General features: G+C 33.0%; 21 protein-coding genes. 11 read left to right on the top strand and 10 right to left on the bottom strand.

The window, feature by feature from the left end; genetic code table 11:
• The first annotated feature begins 49 nt into the window (after nucleotides 1-49).
• Nucleotides 50-784 carry a hypothetical protein gene (locus ACQ0RB_RS02485; protein ID WP_430496258.1) on the top strand — a complete coding sequence of 245 codons (735 nt, stop codon included), beginning with the start codon at nucleotides 50-52 and terminating at the stop codon, nucleotides 782-784.
• Here ACQ0RB_RS02485 and ACQ0RB_RS02480 read toward each other — a convergent pair.
• A complete protein-coding gene (locus ACQ0RB_RS02480; protein ID WP_430496256.1) occupies nucleotides 781-4,170 on the bottom strand; it encodes a gliding motility-associated C-terminal domain-containing protein in 3,390 nt (1,129 codons plus the stop codon). The genes ACQ0RB_RS02485 and ACQ0RB_RS02480 overlap by 4 nt on opposite strands.
• A 91-nt stretch (nucleotides 4,171-4,261) precedes the next feature.
• On the opposite strand from ACQ0RB_RS02480, the gene rsmI reads away from it, so the two are divergent.
• The 3 genes from rsmI (at nucleotide 4,262) to ACQ0RB_RS02465 (ending at nucleotide 6,790) form a co-directional block, all read left to right on the top strand.
• Nucleotides 4,262-4,936: a 16S rRNA (cytidine(1402)-2'-O)-methyltransferase gene (rsmI, locus tag ACQ0RB_RS02475; protein WP_430496255.1), complete on the top strand. Its 675-nt coding sequence runs from the start codon at nucleotides 4,262-4,264 to the stop codon at nucleotides 4,934-4,936.
• Between the two features lie 85 nt (nucleotides 4,937-5,021).
• Nucleotides 5,022-6,221: an ATP-binding protein gene (locus ACQ0RB_RS02470; RefSeq protein ID WP_430496253.1), complete on the top strand. Its 1,200-nt coding sequence runs from the start codon at nucleotides 5,022-5,024 to the stop codon at nucleotides 6,219-6,221.
• Nucleotides 6,221-6,790, top strand: a complete 570-nt coding sequence (locus ACQ0RB_RS02465) for a uracil-DNA glycosylase family protein (RefSeq protein ID WP_430496251.1) — start codon at nucleotides 6,221-6,223, stop codon at nucleotides 6,788-6,790. Before ACQ0RB_RS02470 ends, ACQ0RB_RS02465 begins: the two co-directional genes overlap by 1 nt.
• Here the strand turns inward: ACQ0RB_RS02465 and ACQ0RB_RS02460 are convergent.
• The 4 genes from ACQ0RB_RS02460 to ACQ0RB_RS02445 all read right to left on the bottom strand — a co-directional run bounded on the left by ACQ0RB_RS02460 (nucleotide 6,785) and on the right by ACQ0RB_RS02445 (nucleotide 9,102).
• A complete protein-coding gene (locus tag ACQ0RB_RS02460) occupies nucleotides 6,785-6,973 on the bottom strand; it encodes a hypothetical protein (RefSeq protein WP_238155770.1) in 189 nt (62 codons plus the stop codon). The genes ACQ0RB_RS02465 and ACQ0RB_RS02460 overlap by 6 nt on opposite strands.
• 237 nt (nucleotides 6,974-7,210) lie before the next feature.
• The gene (locus tag ACQ0RB_RS02455; RefSeq protein WP_430496249.1) at nucleotides 7,211-7,978 is read right to left on the bottom strand and encodes a toxin-antitoxin system YwqK family antitoxin; all 768 of its coding nucleotides are present in this window, start codon (nucleotides 7,976-7,978) and stop codon (nucleotides 7,211-7,213) included.
• An 11-nt stretch (nucleotides 7,979-7,989) separates the two neighbouring features.
• Nucleotides 7,990-8,502 (bottom strand): hypothetical protein, encoded by a 513-nt coding sequence (locus tag ACQ0RB_RS02450; protein ID WP_134198292.1) that lies wholly within the window; start codon nucleotides 8,500-8,502, stop codon nucleotides 7,990-7,992.
• 9 nt (nucleotides 8,503-8,511) lie between these two features.
• Entirely contained in the window at nucleotides 8,512-9,102 is a 591-nt protein-coding gene (locus ACQ0RB_RS02445) for a carboxymuconolactone decarboxylase family protein (RefSeq protein ID WP_129759856.1), read from the bottom strand.
• 133 nt (nucleotides 9,103-9,235) lie between these two features.
• Here ACQ0RB_RS02445 and ACQ0RB_RS02440 point away from each other — a divergent pair, with 133 nt between their 5' ends.
• The 5 genes from ACQ0RB_RS02440 to ACQ0RB_RS02420 all read left to right on the top strand — a co-directional run bounded on the left by ACQ0RB_RS02440 (nucleotide 9,236) and on the right by ACQ0RB_RS02420 (nucleotide 14,395).
• Nucleotides 9,236-9,658 (top strand): OsmC family protein, encoded by a 423-nt coding sequence (locus ACQ0RB_RS02440; protein ID WP_430496246.1) that lies wholly within the window; start codon nucleotides 9,236-9,238, stop codon nucleotides 9,656-9,658.
• A 2-nt stretch (nucleotides 9,659-9,660) separates the two neighbouring features.
• Complete coding sequence (gene recJ / locus ACQ0RB_RS02435) at nucleotides 9,661-11,349, top strand: single-stranded-DNA-specific exonuclease RecJ (RefSeq protein ID WP_430496244.1); 1,689 nt, start codon at nucleotides 9,661-9,663, stop codon at nucleotides 11,347-11,349.
• Between the two features lie 110 nt (nucleotides 11,350-11,459).
• Entirely contained in the window at nucleotides 11,460-12,581 is a 1,122-nt protein-coding gene (locus tag ACQ0RB_RS02430) for an OmpA family protein (protein WP_430496243.1), read from the top strand.
• 58 nt (nucleotides 12,582-12,639) lie between these two features.
• Complete coding sequence (locus ACQ0RB_RS02425; protein ID WP_131506447.1) at nucleotides 12,640-12,999, top strand: hypothetical protein; 360 nt, start codon at nucleotides 12,640-12,642, stop codon at nucleotides 12,997-12,999.
• Between the two features lie 109 nt (nucleotides 13,000-13,108).
• A complete protein-coding gene (locus tag ACQ0RB_RS02420; RefSeq protein ID WP_262732504.1) occupies nucleotides 13,109-14,395 on the top strand; it encodes an MFS transporter in 1,287 nt (428 codons plus the stop codon).
• 92 nt (nucleotides 14,396-14,487) lie between these two features.
• Here the strand turns inward: ACQ0RB_RS02420 and ACQ0RB_RS02415 are convergent, their stop codons facing one another.
• The 3 genes from ACQ0RB_RS02415 to ACQ0RB_RS02405 are packed head-to-tail and all read right to left on the bottom strand — an operon-like array spanning nucleotide 14,488 to nucleotide 16,142.
• Nucleotides 14,488-15,255 carry a UDP-2,3-diacylglucosamine diphosphatase gene (locus tag ACQ0RB_RS02415; RefSeq protein ID WP_430496240.1) on the bottom strand — a complete coding sequence of 256 codons (768 nt, stop codon included), beginning with the start codon at nucleotides 15,253-15,255 and terminating at the stop codon, nucleotides 14,488-14,490.
• On the bottom strand, nucleotides 15,252-15,692 hold the full coding sequence (locus ACQ0RB_RS02410) for a DinB family protein (protein WP_430496238.1): 441 nt from the start codon (nucleotides 15,690-15,692) through the stop codon (nucleotides 15,252-15,254). Before ACQ0RB_RS02410 ends, ACQ0RB_RS02415 begins: the two co-directional genes overlap by 4 nt.
• Nucleotides 15,693-16,142 carry a 6-pyruvoyl trahydropterin synthase family protein gene (locus ACQ0RB_RS02405; RefSeq protein ID WP_430496236.1) on the bottom strand — a complete coding sequence of 150 codons (450 nt, stop codon included), beginning with the start codon at nucleotides 16,140-16,142 and terminating at the stop codon, nucleotides 15,693-15,695.
• 85 nt (nucleotides 16,143-16,227) lie between these two features.
• Between ACQ0RB_RS02405 and ACQ0RB_RS02400 the strand changes: the two genes are divergently transcribed.
• Nucleotides 16,228-16,887, top strand: a complete 660-nt coding sequence (locus ACQ0RB_RS02400) for a 2OG-Fe(II) oxygenase (protein ID WP_134198284.1) — start codon at nucleotides 16,228-16,230, stop codon at nucleotides 16,885-16,887.
• A 112-nt stretch (nucleotides 16,888-16,999) separates the two neighbouring features.
• Here ACQ0RB_RS02400 and ACQ0RB_RS02395 read toward each other — a convergent pair whose 3' ends face one another.
• Together ACQ0RB_RS02395 and ACQ0RB_RS02390 are read right to left on the bottom strand one after the other, a co-directional pair.
• On the bottom strand, nucleotides 17,000-18,334 hold the full coding sequence (locus tag ACQ0RB_RS02395; RefSeq protein ID WP_430496235.1) for an MATE family efflux transporter: 1,335 nt from the start codon (nucleotides 18,332-18,334) through the stop codon (nucleotides 17,000-17,002).
• Nucleotides 18,331-18,831 carry a GNAT family N-acetyltransferase gene (locus ACQ0RB_RS02390; protein WP_430496233.1) on the bottom strand — a complete coding sequence of 167 codons (501 nt, stop codon included), beginning with the start codon at nucleotides 18,829-18,831 and terminating at the stop codon, nucleotides 18,331-18,333. The genes ACQ0RB_RS02395 and ACQ0RB_RS02390 overlap by 4 nt, the downstream gene beginning before the upstream one ends.
• Nucleotides 18,832-18,878: 47 nt before the next feature.
• Between ACQ0RB_RS02390 and ACQ0RB_RS02385 the strand changes: the two genes are divergently transcribed.
• On the top strand, nucleotides 18,879-19,676 hold the full coding sequence (locus ACQ0RB_RS02385; protein ID WP_430496231.1) for a universal stress protein: 798 nt from the start codon (nucleotides 18,879-18,881) through the stop codon (nucleotides 19,674-19,676).
• Nucleotides 19,677-19,750: the final 74 nt, after the last annotated feature.

The raw sequence follows: 19,750 nt of genomic DNA, 5'->3' as shown, positions 1-19,750 counted from the left end.
TAAATTTATTAAAAATCAAAAGTATAATTTGGATTAAATTTTAAAAGTTATGAAGAAGAAATTGGAATCAGAATTAATTAGCATTGCGCATCGAATTCTTAAACTAAAAGGAAGAGAAGATGTTGATAAAATGCATTCTGAAGTATCTGCTCTGTATGAAAAACTTACCGTTTTAAAGTTTGCCCAAGAAAACTTTGAAGATGATATGCCAACTATAGGTGGAGACTCGTCGTTTTTTGGAATGTTGGATGTTGCTTTCAATAATAAAGTAAGTGACAATATTGAGGTTGAAGACAAAATTTACATAAACCTTGACGATGTTGAAGACGATGGCATTATGGAGCCAGTAATGGAAAAGATTAAGGATATTGTTGCCCAAATGCCTGAAGAAACCCAACAAATTGACGAAGTGTTTGAAAAAGCGATTCCTAAAACTAATTATCATAAAAACGATTTAGAAGAGTTAACAGCTGATTTTAAAGAGATGCCAATTTTTGAACCTGTTGCCGAAGCTAAACAAGACATAAAGAAGTCGCTTAACGATAAGCTAAAGCGAGGAGGAATTACTATTGGTTTAAATGATAAAATTGCATTTATCAAGCATTTGTTTGATGGTAAAAATGAAGATTACGACAGAGTGCTTTCTCAAATAAATACATCAAGCTCTTTTCAAGAAGCGAGTCATTTAATTCAAAATATCGTAAAACCTGATTACAACCAATGGGAAGGAAAAGAGGATTACGAAGAACGCTTCATGGAAATTATTGAAAGTAAGTTTGATTAATAATTTAAGTACAACCAACCCATAATAGGTTTTTGTAGTTCTGGTATTTCTAGTATATAATAATATGTACCAACAGGTAATAAGCTAGAAGTTTCTGGGAATCCCATATTAGGCTTCCCATCCCAATTATTTCTGTAGTTATCACTTTGATAAATTTGAACACCTAAACGATTAAAAATCTTAATTCGGTTTTCTGGATAATCTTCAATACAAGGAATTACTAAAAAGTCATTTGAAGAATCATTGTTAGGAGAAATTCCTTGAGGTATTTCTAAGCAATTGTTTACAGCAACTTCGGCATTATCGCTATTGTTTGTGTCGTCCCTATCAGTTTCATTTACTGTGCCCAATAAAGCAATGTTTAATAGGTTTTCAGAAGATAAAACACGAGCAGTAATCGTTAATGTTTCTAATTGACCTGAAGTAAGTGAAGCAATTGACCAAGTAAAGCTTGATGCATCAAAAACGCCTTCAGAAACAGTTGAAGATATGTACTCATAACCAGTAGGTAAGCTGTCAATAACCTCAACAAGTGTAGCTGTAGTTTGACCTAGGTTACTTGCGGTAATTGTAAAAATTACCTCTTCACCAATAGAAACTTCTTCTGGCGAAACAGATTTTAAAATTTCTATATCTACATCAGTAGTGTCTTGTAAAACCGTTAACTCAGCATAGGCTTGCGAAGTGTCAATATTGTTTTGGTCGCTAAAGTTAGAACTGTCATTAATGTGAGTGCCAATGCTACTAGATGTCACCGAAACTGCAAAAGTACAGCTTGCAACACCTTCAGGAAAGGTTAGGTTAGTTACGCCTATAAACGTGTCTCCATTTGTTCCTGTAAATGTTGATGTACAACCATTGTCTTCAACCCAATAGGCTTCTCCAGAAAGTACTACACCAGCAGGTAAATTATCGGTAAATGAAATGTTGGTTTGCGAAGGGTTTGAAGCAATATTGTAAACTGTAAAAGTTAAAGTACTTTCTTGACCTTCAAAAATAGTATCAGGATCAAACGCTTTAGTTAAAGTAGGTGCAATAACTTGAACGTTGCTTATTGAAATATTTGTTTCAGGAGTTAACTCATTATTTTCAGCAATATCTGGAGTTGCTTCGGCAGTATTGTTAAAAGCTCCACCAAAACTTGGTGCAGTAACAGGAATTCGTATTCTAACAGTTGAACCAGATTCCATATTAGGAATTACACCCGAAATAGTATTTCCGGTTACTGAAAAGCCACTCATGCAAGTAGCAGTACCAGCAGTAACGCTACATGTTGGAGTTCCAACAACTGTAAAGTTAGCGTCTAATATATCTTCAAAAAATATGTTTGTAGCGTTAGAGCTTGTTGTGCTATTACTTATGTCAATTATCCAATCAAAAGGCTGGTTAACTGTAACTTGAGTAAACTCAGGAAAGGTTTGTACAATTAAATCTACACAAGGTGCTAAATATGAAGTTACTTGAGAACTGTTATTTGAAGGACTTGCATCAATAATATCATCGCCAATATGATTTGCTGTAACATTATTTATAACAGGAATAGCAGCGCTTGAACAACCAGGTTGCCAATTTACAGTTGCTTGAAATGTTACTGAACTTTGCGCAGGTAATTCCCAATTGTCTTCAACGGTAATTCCCCAAAATTCATCAAATTCACCATCTTCTGGTTCACCATCAAAAACCACATCTATGTTTGCGTTTGTAATAGTAAAACATTCAGCAGTACCAGTTGTTGAAACACATTCAACAGAAAGTAAACTAGCAGAAACAGGTATGCTTCCAGCTAAAGTCATATAATCTGAAAGCTCGATAAAAGTGTCTACATCACCAGCATTTGTAACGGTTATTTCATAAGTGATTGGTCCCCAATCTGTAGTATTGTTAACGTCTCCACCTTCAGGTAATTCTGGTGCAATTTGTGTTTTTATAACTTGTATATCAGATGCAGGACAAGATGCAGTAGGAGGTAATGTAACAAAATCACTTTGAGCGCTATTTTCAATATTTGAATCAAAAAGCTGACTTTGCATAATGTTGGTTCCGCTTCTTACATGAGCAAGTGTATTTTGTGTACTTGTTGAGCACTCTGGTTCTAGGAAAATTACTGTTGTTTCAATAGTAATGGTTGCTCCAACAGGCATAGTAAACGTATCACTAGCCCACAACGTATTCATATCAGTAATAGTAAAATCATCGCATGTAACATCTCCTGTTGTGCCTAAACAGGTTATGCTTATTATATCCCAAGTTACTGTAGTAGATAGGTTTTGTAGAAAGAAAACAATAGGAGCGTCAAGAGGTCCATTATTACAAACTGTAGTTTCAAAGGTGACTTCTTCTCCCCAATCAACAATGGTCGAAACATTAGGATTTGTTTGAATAGTATCAATACAAATATCAGTAACATTACATAATTCTGCAGTCAATAAATTAGTTTGAACTAAATTAGAACTATCCGAAGATTCATTAACGTGGTTTAGCTCAATATTAATATAACTATCTACAATTATTTGCTGTGGATCAAAAGCACAACTAGGTTGTAGAAATTGATAAACAACCTGAAAAGTTATAGAGCCGCCTGAAGTAAACACATGAGGTGTGCCATAACTAAAAATAGCTGACGTTGTATTTACAACAGTTAATGGACCATTTACAGTAGAGAGATCTGGACACTCTGTTCCGTTGGTTGAGCCAACACATTCTATAGATTGTAATTGTACAACTGGTTGACCATATTCGAAAGGCGATTGCAATGTCATAAACCCAGTTATTCCATATAAAGGGTAAGAAACACTACTATTATTGGTGATTGTAAATTCATAAGTTACAGTATCGTTCCAGGCGCTAATTCCTGTTCCTTCAGCAGGACTTATTTGAGAATATACTACCGAAAAATCAATAGGTATATCAATAACATCAATAGAAATTATAGACTGGTTGTTTGATGTATTGGTGTCGGTAGTGCCTGATGGAGGAGAGACTAATGCATCAAAAGCAATTCCTCCAATATCTGTAGGCGCATTAACATTAATTCGTATTTCAACGCTAGAGTTATTGGGTAAACTAGCAACACTTCCTGTGAGGACGTTATTGAGTTCAAGGTTGAAATTTTCGGCATCACTTGCACCTCCTAAATTGTTTTGCGAAACATAAGAGTTAACAACAACGTCATCATTAAGGTTTAAAGAAAAAGTAGCATTACTTACCGCATTTCCAGAATTTATAATTGTAACTATGTACTGAAATTCTTGGTAGATTTGAACCTGAGAAACATCGGTCCCACTCAAGTTTTGAGCCTCTACAACTACTGCTAAATCTGTAGTTTGAGCAGATAATTTAAAAAAACAGAGACAAAAAATCACGAGGCTTAAAACGCTTTTGTACATAGGTTGGTTTTTACAAATAGATGTCAAATAATAAAAATGGTTGTGTGAAGATAGTTTAAAAGATTGTAAATTTGACTGTTACTTAGCATTTATGAGCAAACTTTATATTGTACCCACGCCAATAGGAAACCTAAAAGACATGACTTTTAGGGCTGTTGAAGTATTAGAACAAGTCGATTTAATTTTAGCTGAAGACACACGTACTTCAGGGAAATTACTAAAGCATTTTGAAATCACTACTCCTATGCAATCGCACCACATGCATAATGAGCATAAAATGGTTGAAAGTTTAGTAAATAAACTAAAAAGCGGAACAACAATAGCGCTTATAAGCGATGCAGGAACACCAGCAATTTCAGATCCTGGATTTTTATTAACAAGAGCTTGTGTTGAAAACGCTATTGAAGTAGAGTGTTTACCAGGAGCAACTGCTTTTGTGCCTGCTTTAGTAAATAGTGGTTTGCCTAACGATAAATTTGTGTTTGAAGGCTTTTTGCCTGTAAAAAAAGGGAGACAAACACGATTGACTTTTTTAGCAGAAGAAACCAGAACCATGATTTTTTATGAAAGCCCTCATAAACTTATAAAAACACTTACTAATTTTTGTGAGTACTTTGGTGAAGATCGCCAAATATCTGTTTCTAGAGAGTTAACAAAACTCTATGAAGAAACGGTTAGAGGTACTGCAAAAGAGGTTTTAGAATACTACACAAACAAGCCACCAAAAGGCGAAATTGTAATAGTGGTTGCTGGGAAGAAGGAGTAAAATGTTTTTTTTAAAAACACAATTAATTGTTTTTTGTTTTCAAAATAAACAATTTTTAATATTTTTGTTTTCAAAATAAACAATCATGGAAGATTTTGTAATTCTTCAAGAGCAACTTTTAGAGAATGTTTCTAAAGAGCAACGATATTTATTAGATGAGATAGATTGGTCTAATCGATTAATAGGTATAAAAGGAGCGAGAGGGTCAGGTAAAACTACACTATTACTACAACAAATAAAGCATAAGTTAAGCAAGAGCTTAGAAACAGAACCTTTATATGTTTCATTAGACAACTTATATTTCCTAGATAACACATTGATTTCGTTAGCTCAGGATTTTGTATTACGAGGAGGAACCCATTTATTTTTAGATGAAGTTCATAAATATCCTAATTGGTCTAGAGAATTAAAATTGATATATGACCAATTTCCTAATTTAAAAACAGTGTTTACTTCATCGTCGATATTAGAAATATTTAAAGGAGAATCTGATTTGAGCCGAAGGGCTGTAAGTTATCATTTAAAAGAATTATCATTTAGGGAGTATTTGTTTTTTGAAACAAACAGGAATATTCCAAAAATAAGTCTAGAAGAATTACTAACTAATCATAAAGAAATAGCTAAAAAAACAAAAGGAGAAATAGCCCATGTTATAAAATATTTTAAAGAATATTTGAAGCATGGTGCATATCCGTATTATTTAGAAAACAAAGAAAGTTATATTCAAAAACTAAATCAAACAATTAGTTTGATATTAGAAATAGATTTAAATGCAGTTGAAAACATAACTTATCAGGATAGTCGTAAAATAAAAAAGCTATTAATTGCTATAGCTCAAAGTGCACCATTTACTCCAAATGTATCCAAATTAAGTGAGAGATTAGGAGTGCAACGCGCATTCTTGATTAATGCTATTAAACTTTTAAATCGTGCAGATTTAGTTATGGAATTATACAAACCTACAAAAGGAGTTGGAGCGTTAACTAAACCTGAAAAGTTATTCCTAAACAATCCAAATTTGGTTTACGCTTTAGGTAAGGACAATACAGAAATTGGTACATTGAGAGAAACCTTTTTTGTAAATCAAATGAAACACCTTTACGAGATTCATTTAGCTGAAAAAGGGGATTTTATTATAGATAGAACTTATACTTTTGAAATAGGAGGAAAGAACAAAAAAACAAAACAGATAAGTGGAACACCAAATAGTTTTGTGGTAAGAGATGATATGGAGGTGGGGAGTCTAAATATTATTCCTTTGTATTTATTTGGTTTTTTGTATTAATGCAAGAACTACTAAACAACATAAAGCAATGTACTATCTGTAAAGACCATTTGCCACTTGGTCCAAACCCAGTGGTTTCAGCACATAAAAACTCTAAAATTGTAATTATTGGTCAAGCACCAGGAACCAAAGTACATGCGTCTGGAATTCCTTGGGATGATGCTAGTGGAAAGCAACTTAGAACATGGCTTAATGTTACTGATCAACAGTTTTACAACCCTGAACATTTTGCCATTATCCCTATGGGTTTTTGTTATCCAGGAAAAGGGAAGAGTGGCGATTTACCTCCACGACAAGAATGTGCTCCACAATGGCATGAGTTGTTGTTACAGCAAATGCCCAAAGTAGAACTTGTGATTTTAATAGGTATGTATGCGCAGAAGTATTATTTAAAAGAGAAGGCAAAGCAAACACTTACTAAAACAGTAAAAGACTTTAAAACGTATTTGCCATACTATTTTCCGTTACCTCACCCAAGCCCAAGAAACCGATTTTGGTTAAGCAAAAACCCTTGGTTTGAAGTTGAGGTGTTGCCAGAGTTGCAGGAGAGAGTTATAAGAGTTTTATAAACTTTTCTTGTTGTTTTTCTTCCAATTAGGTATCGAATATTTACTGTTCTTCTCATAATTTCCAATAGATTCAATTTTTGAATTATTAATTTTTTTAAATTGTTTAATTCTATATGATTTACCTATTTCTTTTATAATAACAATGATTATAGTTGCTAACCATAAATGCTCAATAAACGCCATTATTTTAAATTTTAAACTAAATTAAACTAAGCTGATAGATACAACTGTGACAAGGTTTAAGTTGTCATATTTATATAACGAAAAGGCATATTTTCTGTTTGAAATTCAAATCAGATTCATTAATACCTAATACAACAAGTAGCTTCGAGAAGAGCAATATATATTTAGGAAATCAATACAACAGCAAACAAAGTTGTATTTGATTTTAAAAAGAAATTAAGTGAAGAATCAGTTGTTTTATAACCCAATAAAATACTTTTGGTATTCTAATAGTTCTTGTGGGTTTTCTTTTGCGTTTAAACGTTTTATCTCGTTGCCATCTTCATCAAGTTCAATAAGGTAAGCAGTATCACCATCTTCAAAAAATCGTAAAAACTTAGCAAGACTTCCATCTTCATTATAAAATTTGGTGGCTTCAAAGCTGTCGTAATTGGAGTTAATCTGTTCACTATATACTTTACCGCTTCTTATGGTTTGGGTAATAGTTCTACCGTCTTTTATAAAGGTTTGCGATACAATATTTCCTAAAATATCATAAGATGAAGACTCTACAGATTTTCCGTCTTTATAAGTTGCTTTAGTGGCAACTTGACCGCTTTCAAAATACGTTTCAACAGTTCCAGTTATCACATCATTGGCATACATAACGGTTTTTTTCAACGTCCCAGAAGGGTAATACGTTTTTTCAGCTCCATGCTTTTTACCTTTAGAATAAATGGCATGAGAGAAGATTTCACCATTATTATGAAAAAGTAAATAATCACCATCTAGCAAGCCTTCTTTTACACTAAACTCTTCCCATTTGGTAAGTTCGTTTCCCACAACATAGTAACCATCCATTATTTTTTTATTCTTTTTATCTCTGTAAATAGAATGACCATTATAAGAATCGACCACATACTGTCCTTGCTCTATAAAAGTAAAAGACTTATCAGTTTTTTCAGTTTGTTTTTTACAAGCAATAAAGATTAACGATAAAAGAAGAAGGCATAATGTTTTTTTCATTTTTGTGAGGCTTATTTATCTTTTAAATAATTATACTTTTTCTTCAGCTTTTGCTCATCAAATGAGAGTGCTAAACCATATAATAACGAGGCAACAATGACTATTTTCCAAAGAATTCCGCTATACAAATACATTGGGTCGTTTAGATACAATAAGAGATAATAACCTAAGATTAATGCAAGAGACAGTGAAATAAACAATATGGGTTTTTTAGGACATAAATAACCAAAGATTATCAAAATAATACCTAAAACACAATAGAAAATAACATCTTCAATACTGTAAAGTTTTCTATAAACTAAAAACGCATTTAAAAATTGGAATGCAGCAATAATGTATAGTATTTTTTGAACTCTGTTTTGAGAATCTTTAGCGTCTCCAATTTTCGTTTTATTGGTGATTTGTTTTCCAATGAAGATGGCTTTTTCTTTTTCAGTTCCAGATAAAGGATATCCACAGTTAGAGCACTCAAATTCTATTTGCGAAACAGTCTCTTTGCAGTTTGGGCAGTTTAAATCAGTCATTGTCAATTTTTATATATGTTTTCCTTTATTCCAACCGTGTTTTCCTAAGTACTGTTCTCCACTTTCAACAGCTCCATTTTCAATGCTTGTTCCCATGCTATCATTCCATCTATTCAAATAACCAAAAAGTGAAATAACACCTAGCATCTCCACAATTTCACCTTCGTTCCAATGCTCATACAATCGTGTTTTTATGGAGTCGTCAACAGCATTTGGTACTTGACTAGCAGCCAAACTAAAATCAAGAGCTGCACGTTCAGCTTCAGAAAACGCAGGATGCGTTCTATACTCCCAAATATTATCTAGTTGTTCCTGTTCTGCTCCATAGCGTTCCGCTGCTCTTATAGCATGCGCTTGACAATAACGACAACCTGTAGCGTTACTGCTCACCCAAGCAATCATACGTTTTAAGGCCGAAGTAACTCTACCTTCATTAGCCATAACTGCTTTGTTGAGGTTGATAAATGCTTTTGAAATGTCAGGACGACGTTGCATAGTTAATACCGAATTTGGACAAAACCCTAAGGTTTCATTGTAAAAATCGGCTAGTTTTTGAGTTTCAGCATCGTGGTCTGGAGATAACGGAGTGACTAATGGCATAATCTATTTTTTAGTGGTATTTTTGAAGTAATAAGACACCTCTTTTTTGTAATTTAATGAAATTTTAAGAGGTCTTTTACGTCTTAAGTAATTAAAAATTTATTCATTACAATAAACAAAAAAATCTTCAAACATGACAAATAAAGTCTCTACACATTGGAAAGGAAATTCGCAGTTTGAATCTGATAACCCAAGCGGAAAAACCCTATTTATGGATACTTCGGAAGAACATGGAGGACATAATTCAGGATTGCGACCAAAGGCAATGATGTTATCGTCACTAGCAGGATGTTCAGGTTTAGACGTGGTATCTATTTTAGATAAAATGAAAGTGAAAATCTCTGATTTCAGAATTGACACTTACGGAGAATTGACCGATGAACACCCAAAATATTACCATACTGTTTCAGTTGAATATCATTTTTATGGAGATGATTTAAACGAAGACAAAATAAAGAAAGCGGTAGACCTATCGGTTGAAAAATACTGTGGTGTGATGGAAATGTTTCGCAAATTTGCTAATGTAAAAACTTCAATTCATTATCACAATTCATAAGTATGCGCTGGACTTTAAAGCCAAAACCGAATACTGAAAAACTAAAACAACTACAAGAAGCACTTCAGGTTGATGAGATTGTTGCTACACTATTATTGCAACGAGGCATTGAGACTTATGAAGCAGCTAAAACCTTTTTTCGCCCAAGCTTAAAAGATTTGCACAATCCGTTTTTAATGAAAGATATGGATAAAGCGGTTAATCGTATTGAGCAAGCATTGACTAACAACGAAAACATTTTGGTGTATGGCGATTATGATGTAGATGGAACGTCTTCGGTGGCTTTAATGAGTTCATATCTTAAAACAAAAACCAATCAGGTGGCTACATACATTCCAGATCGTTACGACGAAGGTTATGGAGTGTCTATTAAAGGTATCGATTTTGCGCATGACAATGAGTTTTCACTTATTATCGCTTTAGATTGTGGTGTAAAAGCTATTGATAAAGTAGCTTACGCTAAAGAAAAAGGCATTGATTTTATTATCTGTGACCATCACAGACCAGGTGATGAGCTACCAAATGCTATTGCTGTTTTAGACCCAAAACGAGATGACTGTGAGTATCCTTACAAGGAGCTTTGTGGATGTGGTGTAGGCTTTAAACTCATACAAGCATTGGCTTCAAAAGAAGGAAAATCTGCAGAGGATTTAACTGAATATCTCGACTTGGTCGCAACAGCAATTGGCGCAGACATTGTTCCTATTACAGGAGAAAATAGGACTTTGGCGTATTATGGGCTGCAAGTGATTAATGAAAATCCTAGACCAGGAATACAAGCTATTATCGATCAAGTAAAAAAAGAAGAACTTACTATTACTGATGTTGTATTTATTGTGGCACCTCGTATTAATGCTGCAGGACGAATGCAACATGGTGATTATGCTGTGGCGCTTTTAACAGAAACCAATTTTAACCAAGCCAAACAATACGCTGAAGAAATTGAAGCGTTTAATACTGATAGGAGAGAAGCAGATCAACAAATAACAGAAGAAGCACTTCAACAAATAAAAGCGCATAATGAAGAGGAGCGTTTCACAACAGTTGTATATCATAAAGAGTGGCACAAAGGTGTAATAGGTATTGTTGCGTCACGTTTAACCGAAACCTATTACAGACCAACACTAGTGTTTACTAAAAGTGGAGATAAGCTTGCAGCTTCAGCACGTTCGGTTTCTGGTTTTGATGTGTATAATGCACTAGAGGCTTGTAGCGCACATATCGAGCAGTTTGGAGGTCATAAATATGCAGCAGGACTTACCTTAAAAGAAGAAAACTATGAAGCCTTTAAACAAGCCTTTGAAGACGAAGTTTCTAAGACAATAGATAAAACCTTGTTGGTTCCTGAAATAAAAGTAGATATGCTGATTAGCTTACCTCAGGTTAATGATAAATTGTGGCGTATTATTCGTCAGTTTGCACCTTTTGGACCTAGTAATATGACACCTATTTTTATGAGTGAGAACCTTAAAGATACTGGTTATGGAAAATGTGTGGGTGAAGAAGATAAACACTTACGTATTACAGCAACTCAAACAGGACAAGAAAAACTTGTAGGTATAGGTTTTGGCTTAGGAGACAAATACGATTTAATTACGAATAAAAAACGGTTTAAAGCAGTGTATTCCATAGACGAAAACCATTGGCAAGGACATGTGAGTTTACAGTTAAAGTTGAGAGACATAAAATAAAGCTTTGTCATTCTCAACTTGATTCAGAATCTATACAATGAATTTCGTGTCGTAGTACAGGAAGATAAAGTCAAATTAAAATAATTTCTTTCAGTTTCCGTTTTTCTAAAATGAAGTATAAACTACTCACTTTTTCCCTTTTGTTTCAAACAATTCTTTTTTCACAAAATTTGGTTAAAAACCCAAGTTTTGAACTTAGAAAGAGAGACAAGTGCTTTGTGTTTTTGGGTGACTTTGATAGTCAAACTTTAAATTGGTCGAAGCCCAACAATGGAAGTACAGATTCTTTTCTTACTTGTAGTTCTAACTTGGGAACTAAAAACTACAACGGTCAGCAAAGTCCTAAAGAAGGAAATACATACTGTGGCATTTATACATTTTCTCCTTACAGTAATTACAGAGAGTATATTCAAGGAGAATTAAAAGAGCCTTTAATTGCAGGAAAAACGTACAAAGTAAAATTCTATGTAAGTCTTGCTGATATGGCTACGCATGCCATTAAAGAACTTCAAGTGTTATTTACTGAAGAAAAAATAAAAAGCTGTTTTGATAAAAACAGTTGTGAAAAAGTAATAGTTCCTAAAAGAGCAACTACCCAAAGGTTTATGTTACACTCTTTGAAAAATGAAGGTTTTTTAGAAGAAAGAAATACATGGGAAGAACTGTCTTTTGAATTTGTTGCTTCAGGATTTGAAAACTTTTTATCCATAGGAAATTTTAATAAAGATGGTAAAACAGAACTAAAGGAAATATTAACGGTTAGCCGAAAAGACAATAAGTTTTCTTACTACTATATTGATGAGGTTTCAGTTGAAGCAACTGAGAAATCAACTGAAGGAAAAATGACTTCACACACTAACAACACTACTAAAGAGTCATTTAAAAACAACACAACCTATGTCTTTAAAAATGTGTTGTTTGATTTTGATAAAGCCACTCTTTTAGAAACTTCTAAAGTAGAACTTAATGCTTTGTATGACTATTTAAAAGAGCATCCTGAACTCCACATAGAAGTTTATGGACATACAGATACTGTTGGCACAGAAACAAGAAACGAAGAATTATCAAAGCAACGAGCAGAAGCTGTTTCCAATTTTTTAGTAGAAAAAGGGCTAGAAAGCCATAAAGTAAAATGGTTTGGGTTTGGAAGCTCTAAACCAAAAGTAAGTAATGATACTGAAGCAAATAGAGCAATAAACCGACGAGTAGAGTTTAAACTTATCAAAAAATAAAGTCTTTATTTAGATTTATTCTAAATAATTATATCTTTGTAGTACAAAACCACTTCTCATGGAACAAGATATCTACAAAATATACCATAATAATTTCGGAATTTCTTTTAAATGGATTAACCCTCAAACCGAAAAGGTAAAAGGAAAAGTACAACTTATATTTAGAGATATGGGCTTTTATCTTACACATAACGAGATAAAGCAGTTTTATAATTGTGTTTGTGCTGCAAAAAACACACAACCTTGTAGTTGTTGTCAATCAAACATTGATAGTAAAAACATTCTGCTTAAAACACCAAGTAATAAAATAGATATTGCAGTTAATGAAAAGGAATTATCTCAAGTTGAAGATTTAATAAAAGGCACATTATTTCAGTTAGATTTAGAGTATTATTTAGAGACGCTTTGCAAAAATTAAAATAAGAAACTTGGATGTTTTACTTTTGTGTCAAAATCTAAACCAACAGTTTTGAGAGGTTATCATCTTGAAAAACCTCTTTAAATTCCTGTTTCCATAGGAAATGAATATGACAAAAAAAGACCCTTACGCAGCACTTCGATATAAAGAGTTCAATTTATTTATACTAGTTCGTTTTGCTTTGGTTTTTGCATGGTCAATGCAATTTATAATTATTGAATGGCAAGTCTATGCACTCACCAAAGATCCATTATATATTGGTTTAATTGGACTTATGGAGATTATTCCTGCATTAGGAATGGCGCTTTTTGCAGGACATATTGTAGACCAAAAAGAAAAGCGGAATCTTTTAGCTCTTTGTATTGCTCTGTTTTCAATTATTAGTTTTGGATTATTCTGGATTACGTCTCCAAGTGTTTTTGAAACATGGTCCACAAAACAAATACTCTATTGTATTTATGCTTTAGTGTTTTTTGGAGGACTACTACGTTCGTTTTTTGGCCCAACTATTTTTTCGTTAGTGGCTTTAATTGTTCCTAAAAAAATATATCCTAATGCAGCTACTTGGAACAGTTCTACATGGCAAATGGCAAGAGTTTTGGGTGTCACTTTCGCAGGATTTTCAATTGGTTGGCTTGGAGAGAATGAACAAATGGGTGTGCATTGGTCGCTTTGCATTGTGTTTGGTTTAGTAATGTTTTCACTGATAATGTTATATCAAATTAAACGCAAACCCATTCTTAACCCAAACATTGGAGAACCAGTAGTTAAAAGTTTAAAAGAAGGTGTTTCATTTGTGTTTAAAACAAAAGCTATTTTGGGAGCCTTAACCCTAGATATGATTTCGGTATTGTTTGGTGGTGCTATTGCCTTGGCAGCAGTTTTCGCCACTGATATTTTAAAAGTAGGACCTGAAGGTTTTGGAATTTTGGTAGCTGCACCTAACATTGGTTCGTTTTTAACTATGTTGGTTACTGCATATATTCCTATTGTAAAGAAAGCTGGTATTAAACTGCTAGTAGCTGTGTTTGGTTTTGGGTTGAGTATTATTGCTTTTGGCTTGTCAACCGTATTTTGGCTTTCAGTAGCAGCTTTGTTTTTTAGTGGAGTGTTTGATGGTGTGTCTATGGTAATTAGGCAAACCATTTTGCAACTTAAAACACCAGACCATATGCGAGGTCGTGTGTCTTCGGTAAACTCAATGTTTGTTGGCTCTTCAAACGAATTGGGTGCTTTTGAAAGTGGTTTGACTGCAAAATTAATGGGAACAGTAACTGCTGTAGTTTTTGGAGGAACAATGACATTAATTACTGTAATTACAACAGGATTGGTTTCGCCTTCATTTAGAAAATTGGACTTGACAAAAGATTTAGAAGAACACGAAAAAGAAGACTAGTGTCTTTTCGAGTGGAATTCTGAAAAGAATTCTGTATCGAGAAACTAGATTGTAAATTTCACTTGTTTTCGATACAATTTTCTTTATGAAAATTACTTAAACTGACGTGAATACGTTTTTAGTTCCATTGTTGTGCCATCAAAAACACCATAGGTATAGTAGTTGATCCAATCACCAAGGTTAATGTATTTTGAATTGTTTTCCAACGCTATTTCAAGTGGTAAATGTCTGTGTCCAAAAATATAAAAATCACGATGTTTTTCAGACTGTTTGCGCTTACAGTATTGTACTAACCATTCATTGTCTTCACCTAAAAATTTAGCATCTTCTTCACCTGAAATCAATTTGTTTTCAACCGACAGGTATTGTGCTAATTTCACGCCTAAATCAGGATGTAACCAACGAAACAACCATTTACAAAAGCGATTGGTAAACACCTTTTTCATACGTTTATAACCCTTATCTCCAGGACCTAATCCGTCACCATGACCAATGAAAAAGCTCGTGTCATTAAATATAAATTCTTTAGGCTTATGGTATACAGGAATGTTAAGCTCTTCTTCGAAATAGCCATTCATCCATAAATCGTGATTGCCAACAAAATAGTAAATAGGAATACCAGAATCAGAGATTTCTGCCAATTTACCAAGTGTACGAGTAAATCCTTTTGGCACTACTGTTTTGTATTCAAACCAAAAATCGAACAAATCTCCCATTAAGAAAATTGCAGCAGCATCTTTTTTAATCTCGTCTAACCAAGCTACAAACTTTTTTTCACGAGGAAGCGATGCCTTTTTATTTGGTGCTCCTAAATGATTATCAGAAGCGAAGTATATTTTTTTTCCTTTTGGGATGTTCATCGTTTATAAAAAATGTAATCAGTTACAGGTGGCTCAATTTCTTGTTGTCTTAAATCGGAAATAAGTTGCCCTTTATGGTGCGTAAAATGATTAGCGATATGAAACAAAATATCTTGTACTGTGTTTTCAAAATTATCGCCTTTTGAATTTGTGTAATTTATTGTTTCTTCAAAATCAAAAGTATCAATAATTTTTAATGTATCAACATAGTTGGTTTTGTCTATGTCTTTACAATTTTTAAGTGCATGTAATTGGTGTACTCCAAACGAGTCTGTTTTCAATATACGTGCATTCCATATTTGATGTGCGTTTAAGCAATGCGAAAACAACGGAATGGTTCTTTTTGATATTGAAGCAGAATGTTCCAAAAACAGTTCTATCAACTTTTGGTTAAAGTAGTGATGATAATCAAATATGCTTTTAAAAAATGGTTTCATTTAATTATCGCTAGCATACCATTCGGCAAAACTGGTTTCGGTTTCCTGAAGCTTTAAGGAATGCAGTTTTATGTTTTTTGGTAATCTGGTTTTGATTTTTTCAGCAAAATCAATAACCATCATCTCACTGGTTGGTTGGTAATTTACCAACAATACATTATGTCCTCTATCTTCAAGTTCTTTTGCTAACTCCACATGAGGCGTGTTTTTGTTGAACACTGTAGCATGATCAAAAACATCAACTATTTCTTCTTTTACAATTTTTTTTAAATCGCTAAAGTCTATAACCATTCCAAATTTAACATTGGAGTTGTCTGCTATAGGTTGACCAATAACTGTAACCGATAGTTTATAGCTATGTCCATGTACGTTTTTGCACTTTCCATCATAACCGTAAAGTGCATGTCCTGTTTCAAACGAAAACTGTTTTGTAATTCTAATATTACTCATCAAAAAATATTTTCATTACAAAGATATTGAATTTGTAAAAGCAATTGATTTTTAGATTACTTTTGCGCGCTTTTGTTTAAAAATTATGAAAGATACTTTGGTTGAATCTCAAATTTTTGAGAATATCGATTTTGTTGAAAACCCTCAGTACGAAAAGGTTATCAACGATATTATTTCGCAACAATACAGTATTGTTGAAGACTTTTTTTCTAAAGAAGAAGTGCATGCTTTAAGGCAATCGTTGTTAGAAAAACATGAAGAGGATCGGTTTAAAAAAGCAGCTATTGGTAATCGCGTTAATGAAGTGATTGTAAAGTCTATTCGTGGCGATGTGATTTTATGGATAGATGAAACTAAAGCTAACGCAGCAGAGCAATTGTTTTTCAACAAAATAAACAGCTTAGTAAACTACTTAAATAAAACCTGTTTTTTAGGAATATTGCACAAGGAATTTCATTATGCATTATATCCAAAAGGAACGTTTTATAAGCGTCATTTAGATACATTTCAAAATGATGATAGAAGAAAACTGTCGTTTGTTTGTTACTTAAATGATGAAGATTGGCAGCCAGAAAATGGAGGTGAACTTGTATTGTATCTTGATGAAAACGGAAATGAAGTTCCAAAAAGCATTTATCCTTTTCCTGGACGTGTAGTCATTTTTGAAAGTCAAATTATAGAACACGAAGTAAAACCTGTAGAAACGGAAAGGTTGAGTATAACAGGATGGTTAAAAACCAGATAAGACTAACGTCTTTTTCTTCGGTTATAGAAGTAAATAATTATTAATACGATTGCTAGTATAAGAAACAGTCTATTACCCATAATTGTTTTTTTGAACTATTAAAACCCTAAAGTTACTGCTTTTGTGTAAGTGGTAAAAATAGTTTTCTAAATTTTATAATTAACGGAATGCCTCTAGCTATAATCCAAATGGTTAACGCAATAAATACAGCGTGTAACTTAAGGTTGTAGTTATCTAGTAAAAAAAGCGCAGGCACAAATACCAAAAACGTAGAGGCTAAAAGTAAATTACGCAGTATTTTCATTTTTCCTAAGCCTTTAAAAACACCATCAAAAATAAAGGCTAAAGCACAAAGTGGTTGCATTGCTAATACAATCCAAAATACAGAGTAAAATTCGTCTAAAACAGCAGTTTCTTGAGTGAATAATCGTCCAATTGGATAATAAAGAATACCTCCTAAAACTGCTAAAACAATACCTAAACCAATTCCATATTTAATTAAGGTATTGCTTAATTTAATCAAATCACTATACTGTTTTGCACCAAAGAGTTTTCCTGATAAAATGTTACCAGCACTTGCATAACCATCAATAACAAATGCACCAAAAAACCAGAGGTTAATGGCAATAGTATAAGCAGCAATATAATTTTTGCCATAGGCAGTAGCAAACCTAGTCGCAAAATATAATGTGATGTTTAACGCTAAGGTGCGTACAAATAAATTAAGCACCATTAAAGAGAAGTTTTTAATCTCTTTGTTAAAAGGCAGCTTAACCATAAGCGGAACATCGGTTTTTTTAATTATAAAATAAGCGGAAAGCAAAGCCATTAACAATTGAGCAACAACACTTGCATATGCAGCACCTTTAATATGCATTGGCGCAATAAACCCTTCAACGCCATACACTAAAACAACATCTAAAACAATATTTGTTAAAGCACCAACAACAGCAATTATCATAGGATAAAAAGTGTTTTGTAAACCTCTAAATGTTCCAAAAACCGCAATGGTAAATAAGGTAAACGGAAACCCAAACACTCTAATTTTGTAATATTCACTACAGTATTCTAGAATTAAACCAGAGGCATTATAGAGTTTGAAAATAGAATTTGTAAACGGATAAGTACCTACAATAATTAATAAGCTTAATGATGTTATGATTAAAATAGCTTGTGCAGGCAGATTTTTAACTTCATTAATTTTATTTGCACCAAGGTATTGCGAAATAATTGACGAAATAGCACTTCGGGTTTGTCCAAAAATCCAGATAAGCATAGATAAAAACGTGCCAACAATACCAACAGCAGCTAGTGACTCTGCTGTATTTATTGGAATATTACCAATAATTGCAGCATCAGTAAGCGATAATATAGGTTCTGAAATCCCTGAAATTAATGCAGGTATTGCTAATCGGTTAATATGTTTTGTGCTTATGTCTATATTCAAAATACCAATTCGTAACAGTAAAAAGGATATTCACTTTGTTTAGGAAAATAAATGTCACCTAAACGTTTGTAACCTCTTTGTTCGTAAAATTTTTGATTTCTTTTATTTTGAGAAAATGTATCAAGTCTAACTGATTCGTAATCGTTTGTTTTTGCAAATATTTCAGCAAAGTCCATAAATTGTTGTGCGTATCCTTTTCCTTGATGGTTAGGGTGAACAGCTAACCTATGAATGTAAATGTTTTTTTCATTTTTAGTGAGCCATTCAATAGGTATATATTCCTCATCCATTAAAGTAGAAATTACTACACATCCAATAATAGTGTTGCCAATTTCCAATACATAAAGTTCTGATCGCGCTACATCGTTTAAAAAAGCATTTTCACTTGGATAATGTTCATTCCATTGATAAATGTTGTTAGCTATCATGTGTTTAGCACAAGCGTTAGTGAGCTGTAGTATAGAACCAATATCGTTAAGCGTAGCTTTGCGAATCATTAATAATGTTTATTTTTGCGAGTAAATTTACTTTTAATTTATAGAATATGAAGAATATTTTAGTTCCTGTTGGTTCTTCAAAAAATGCAGTAAGTCATTTACAGTATGCAGTTGATTTTGCTAAAGCGTTTGGCGCAAAGTTGTATGTAGTACAAGTTTATAACGTGTATACCAAGGCAGGAACTATGATAAAAGTAGATGATATTTTGGAGCGTGAGAGTTTAGAGTTTTTAAAATCTCATGTAGATAAAGTAGATAAAAAGGGTGTTGAGGTAGTGATTAAAACCTTTAAAGGAAAACTTGTTGATACGCTTGAATTGGTTTGTAAATCATTAGATATTGATTTAATAATGATTGAGCCAAGAACAAATTCGGTTAAAGAAGAAGTGTATTTGGGTAAAACGTCTGGAAAGATTATTAAACAAACCAATATACCAGCATTAATAGTACCTGAAGGATATGTGTTTAAGCCTATTGTATATATTTTAATGGCATTAAAATCTGCTGTTATTAAAAATCATAATGCACTAATACCATTAAAGTCTATTAAAGACCAGTTCAAGTCAATTGTAAATCTTTTATTGGTGAAAACACCTTTTTATAATGAAGGTGATTTTGATGTAGATGAAGAACTTTCAACATTAATAACCAACACTATCAAAAGCGAAAATGCTACTACATTTCAAGGCGTATTGGAGCATTACAAAGACAATGACCCCGACTTACTTTGTGTGGTAAGACGTAAAAGAGGGTTCTTCACTAAGCTTTGGGAGAAAAACACAATACTTAAAAGAGATTTTCATAGCTCTAAACTACCTGTTTTAGTACTTAGCGGATTAAAATAATTTTGGGAGTTAGCTCAGTTGATAAGAGCGATATATATTCTTTATTTAGGGTTGATTATATTGTTTCGTATAGT

Source organism: Gaetbulibacter sp. PBL-D1 (genome assembly GCF_050509525.1).
In the GTDB taxonomy this organism is placed as follows: domain Bacteria; phylum Bacteroidota; class Bacteroidia; order Flavobacteriales; family Flavobacteriaceae; genus Gaetbulibacter_B; species Gaetbulibacter_B jejuensis.
This window is presented reverse-complemented; position numbering and strand designations above follow the sequence as displayed.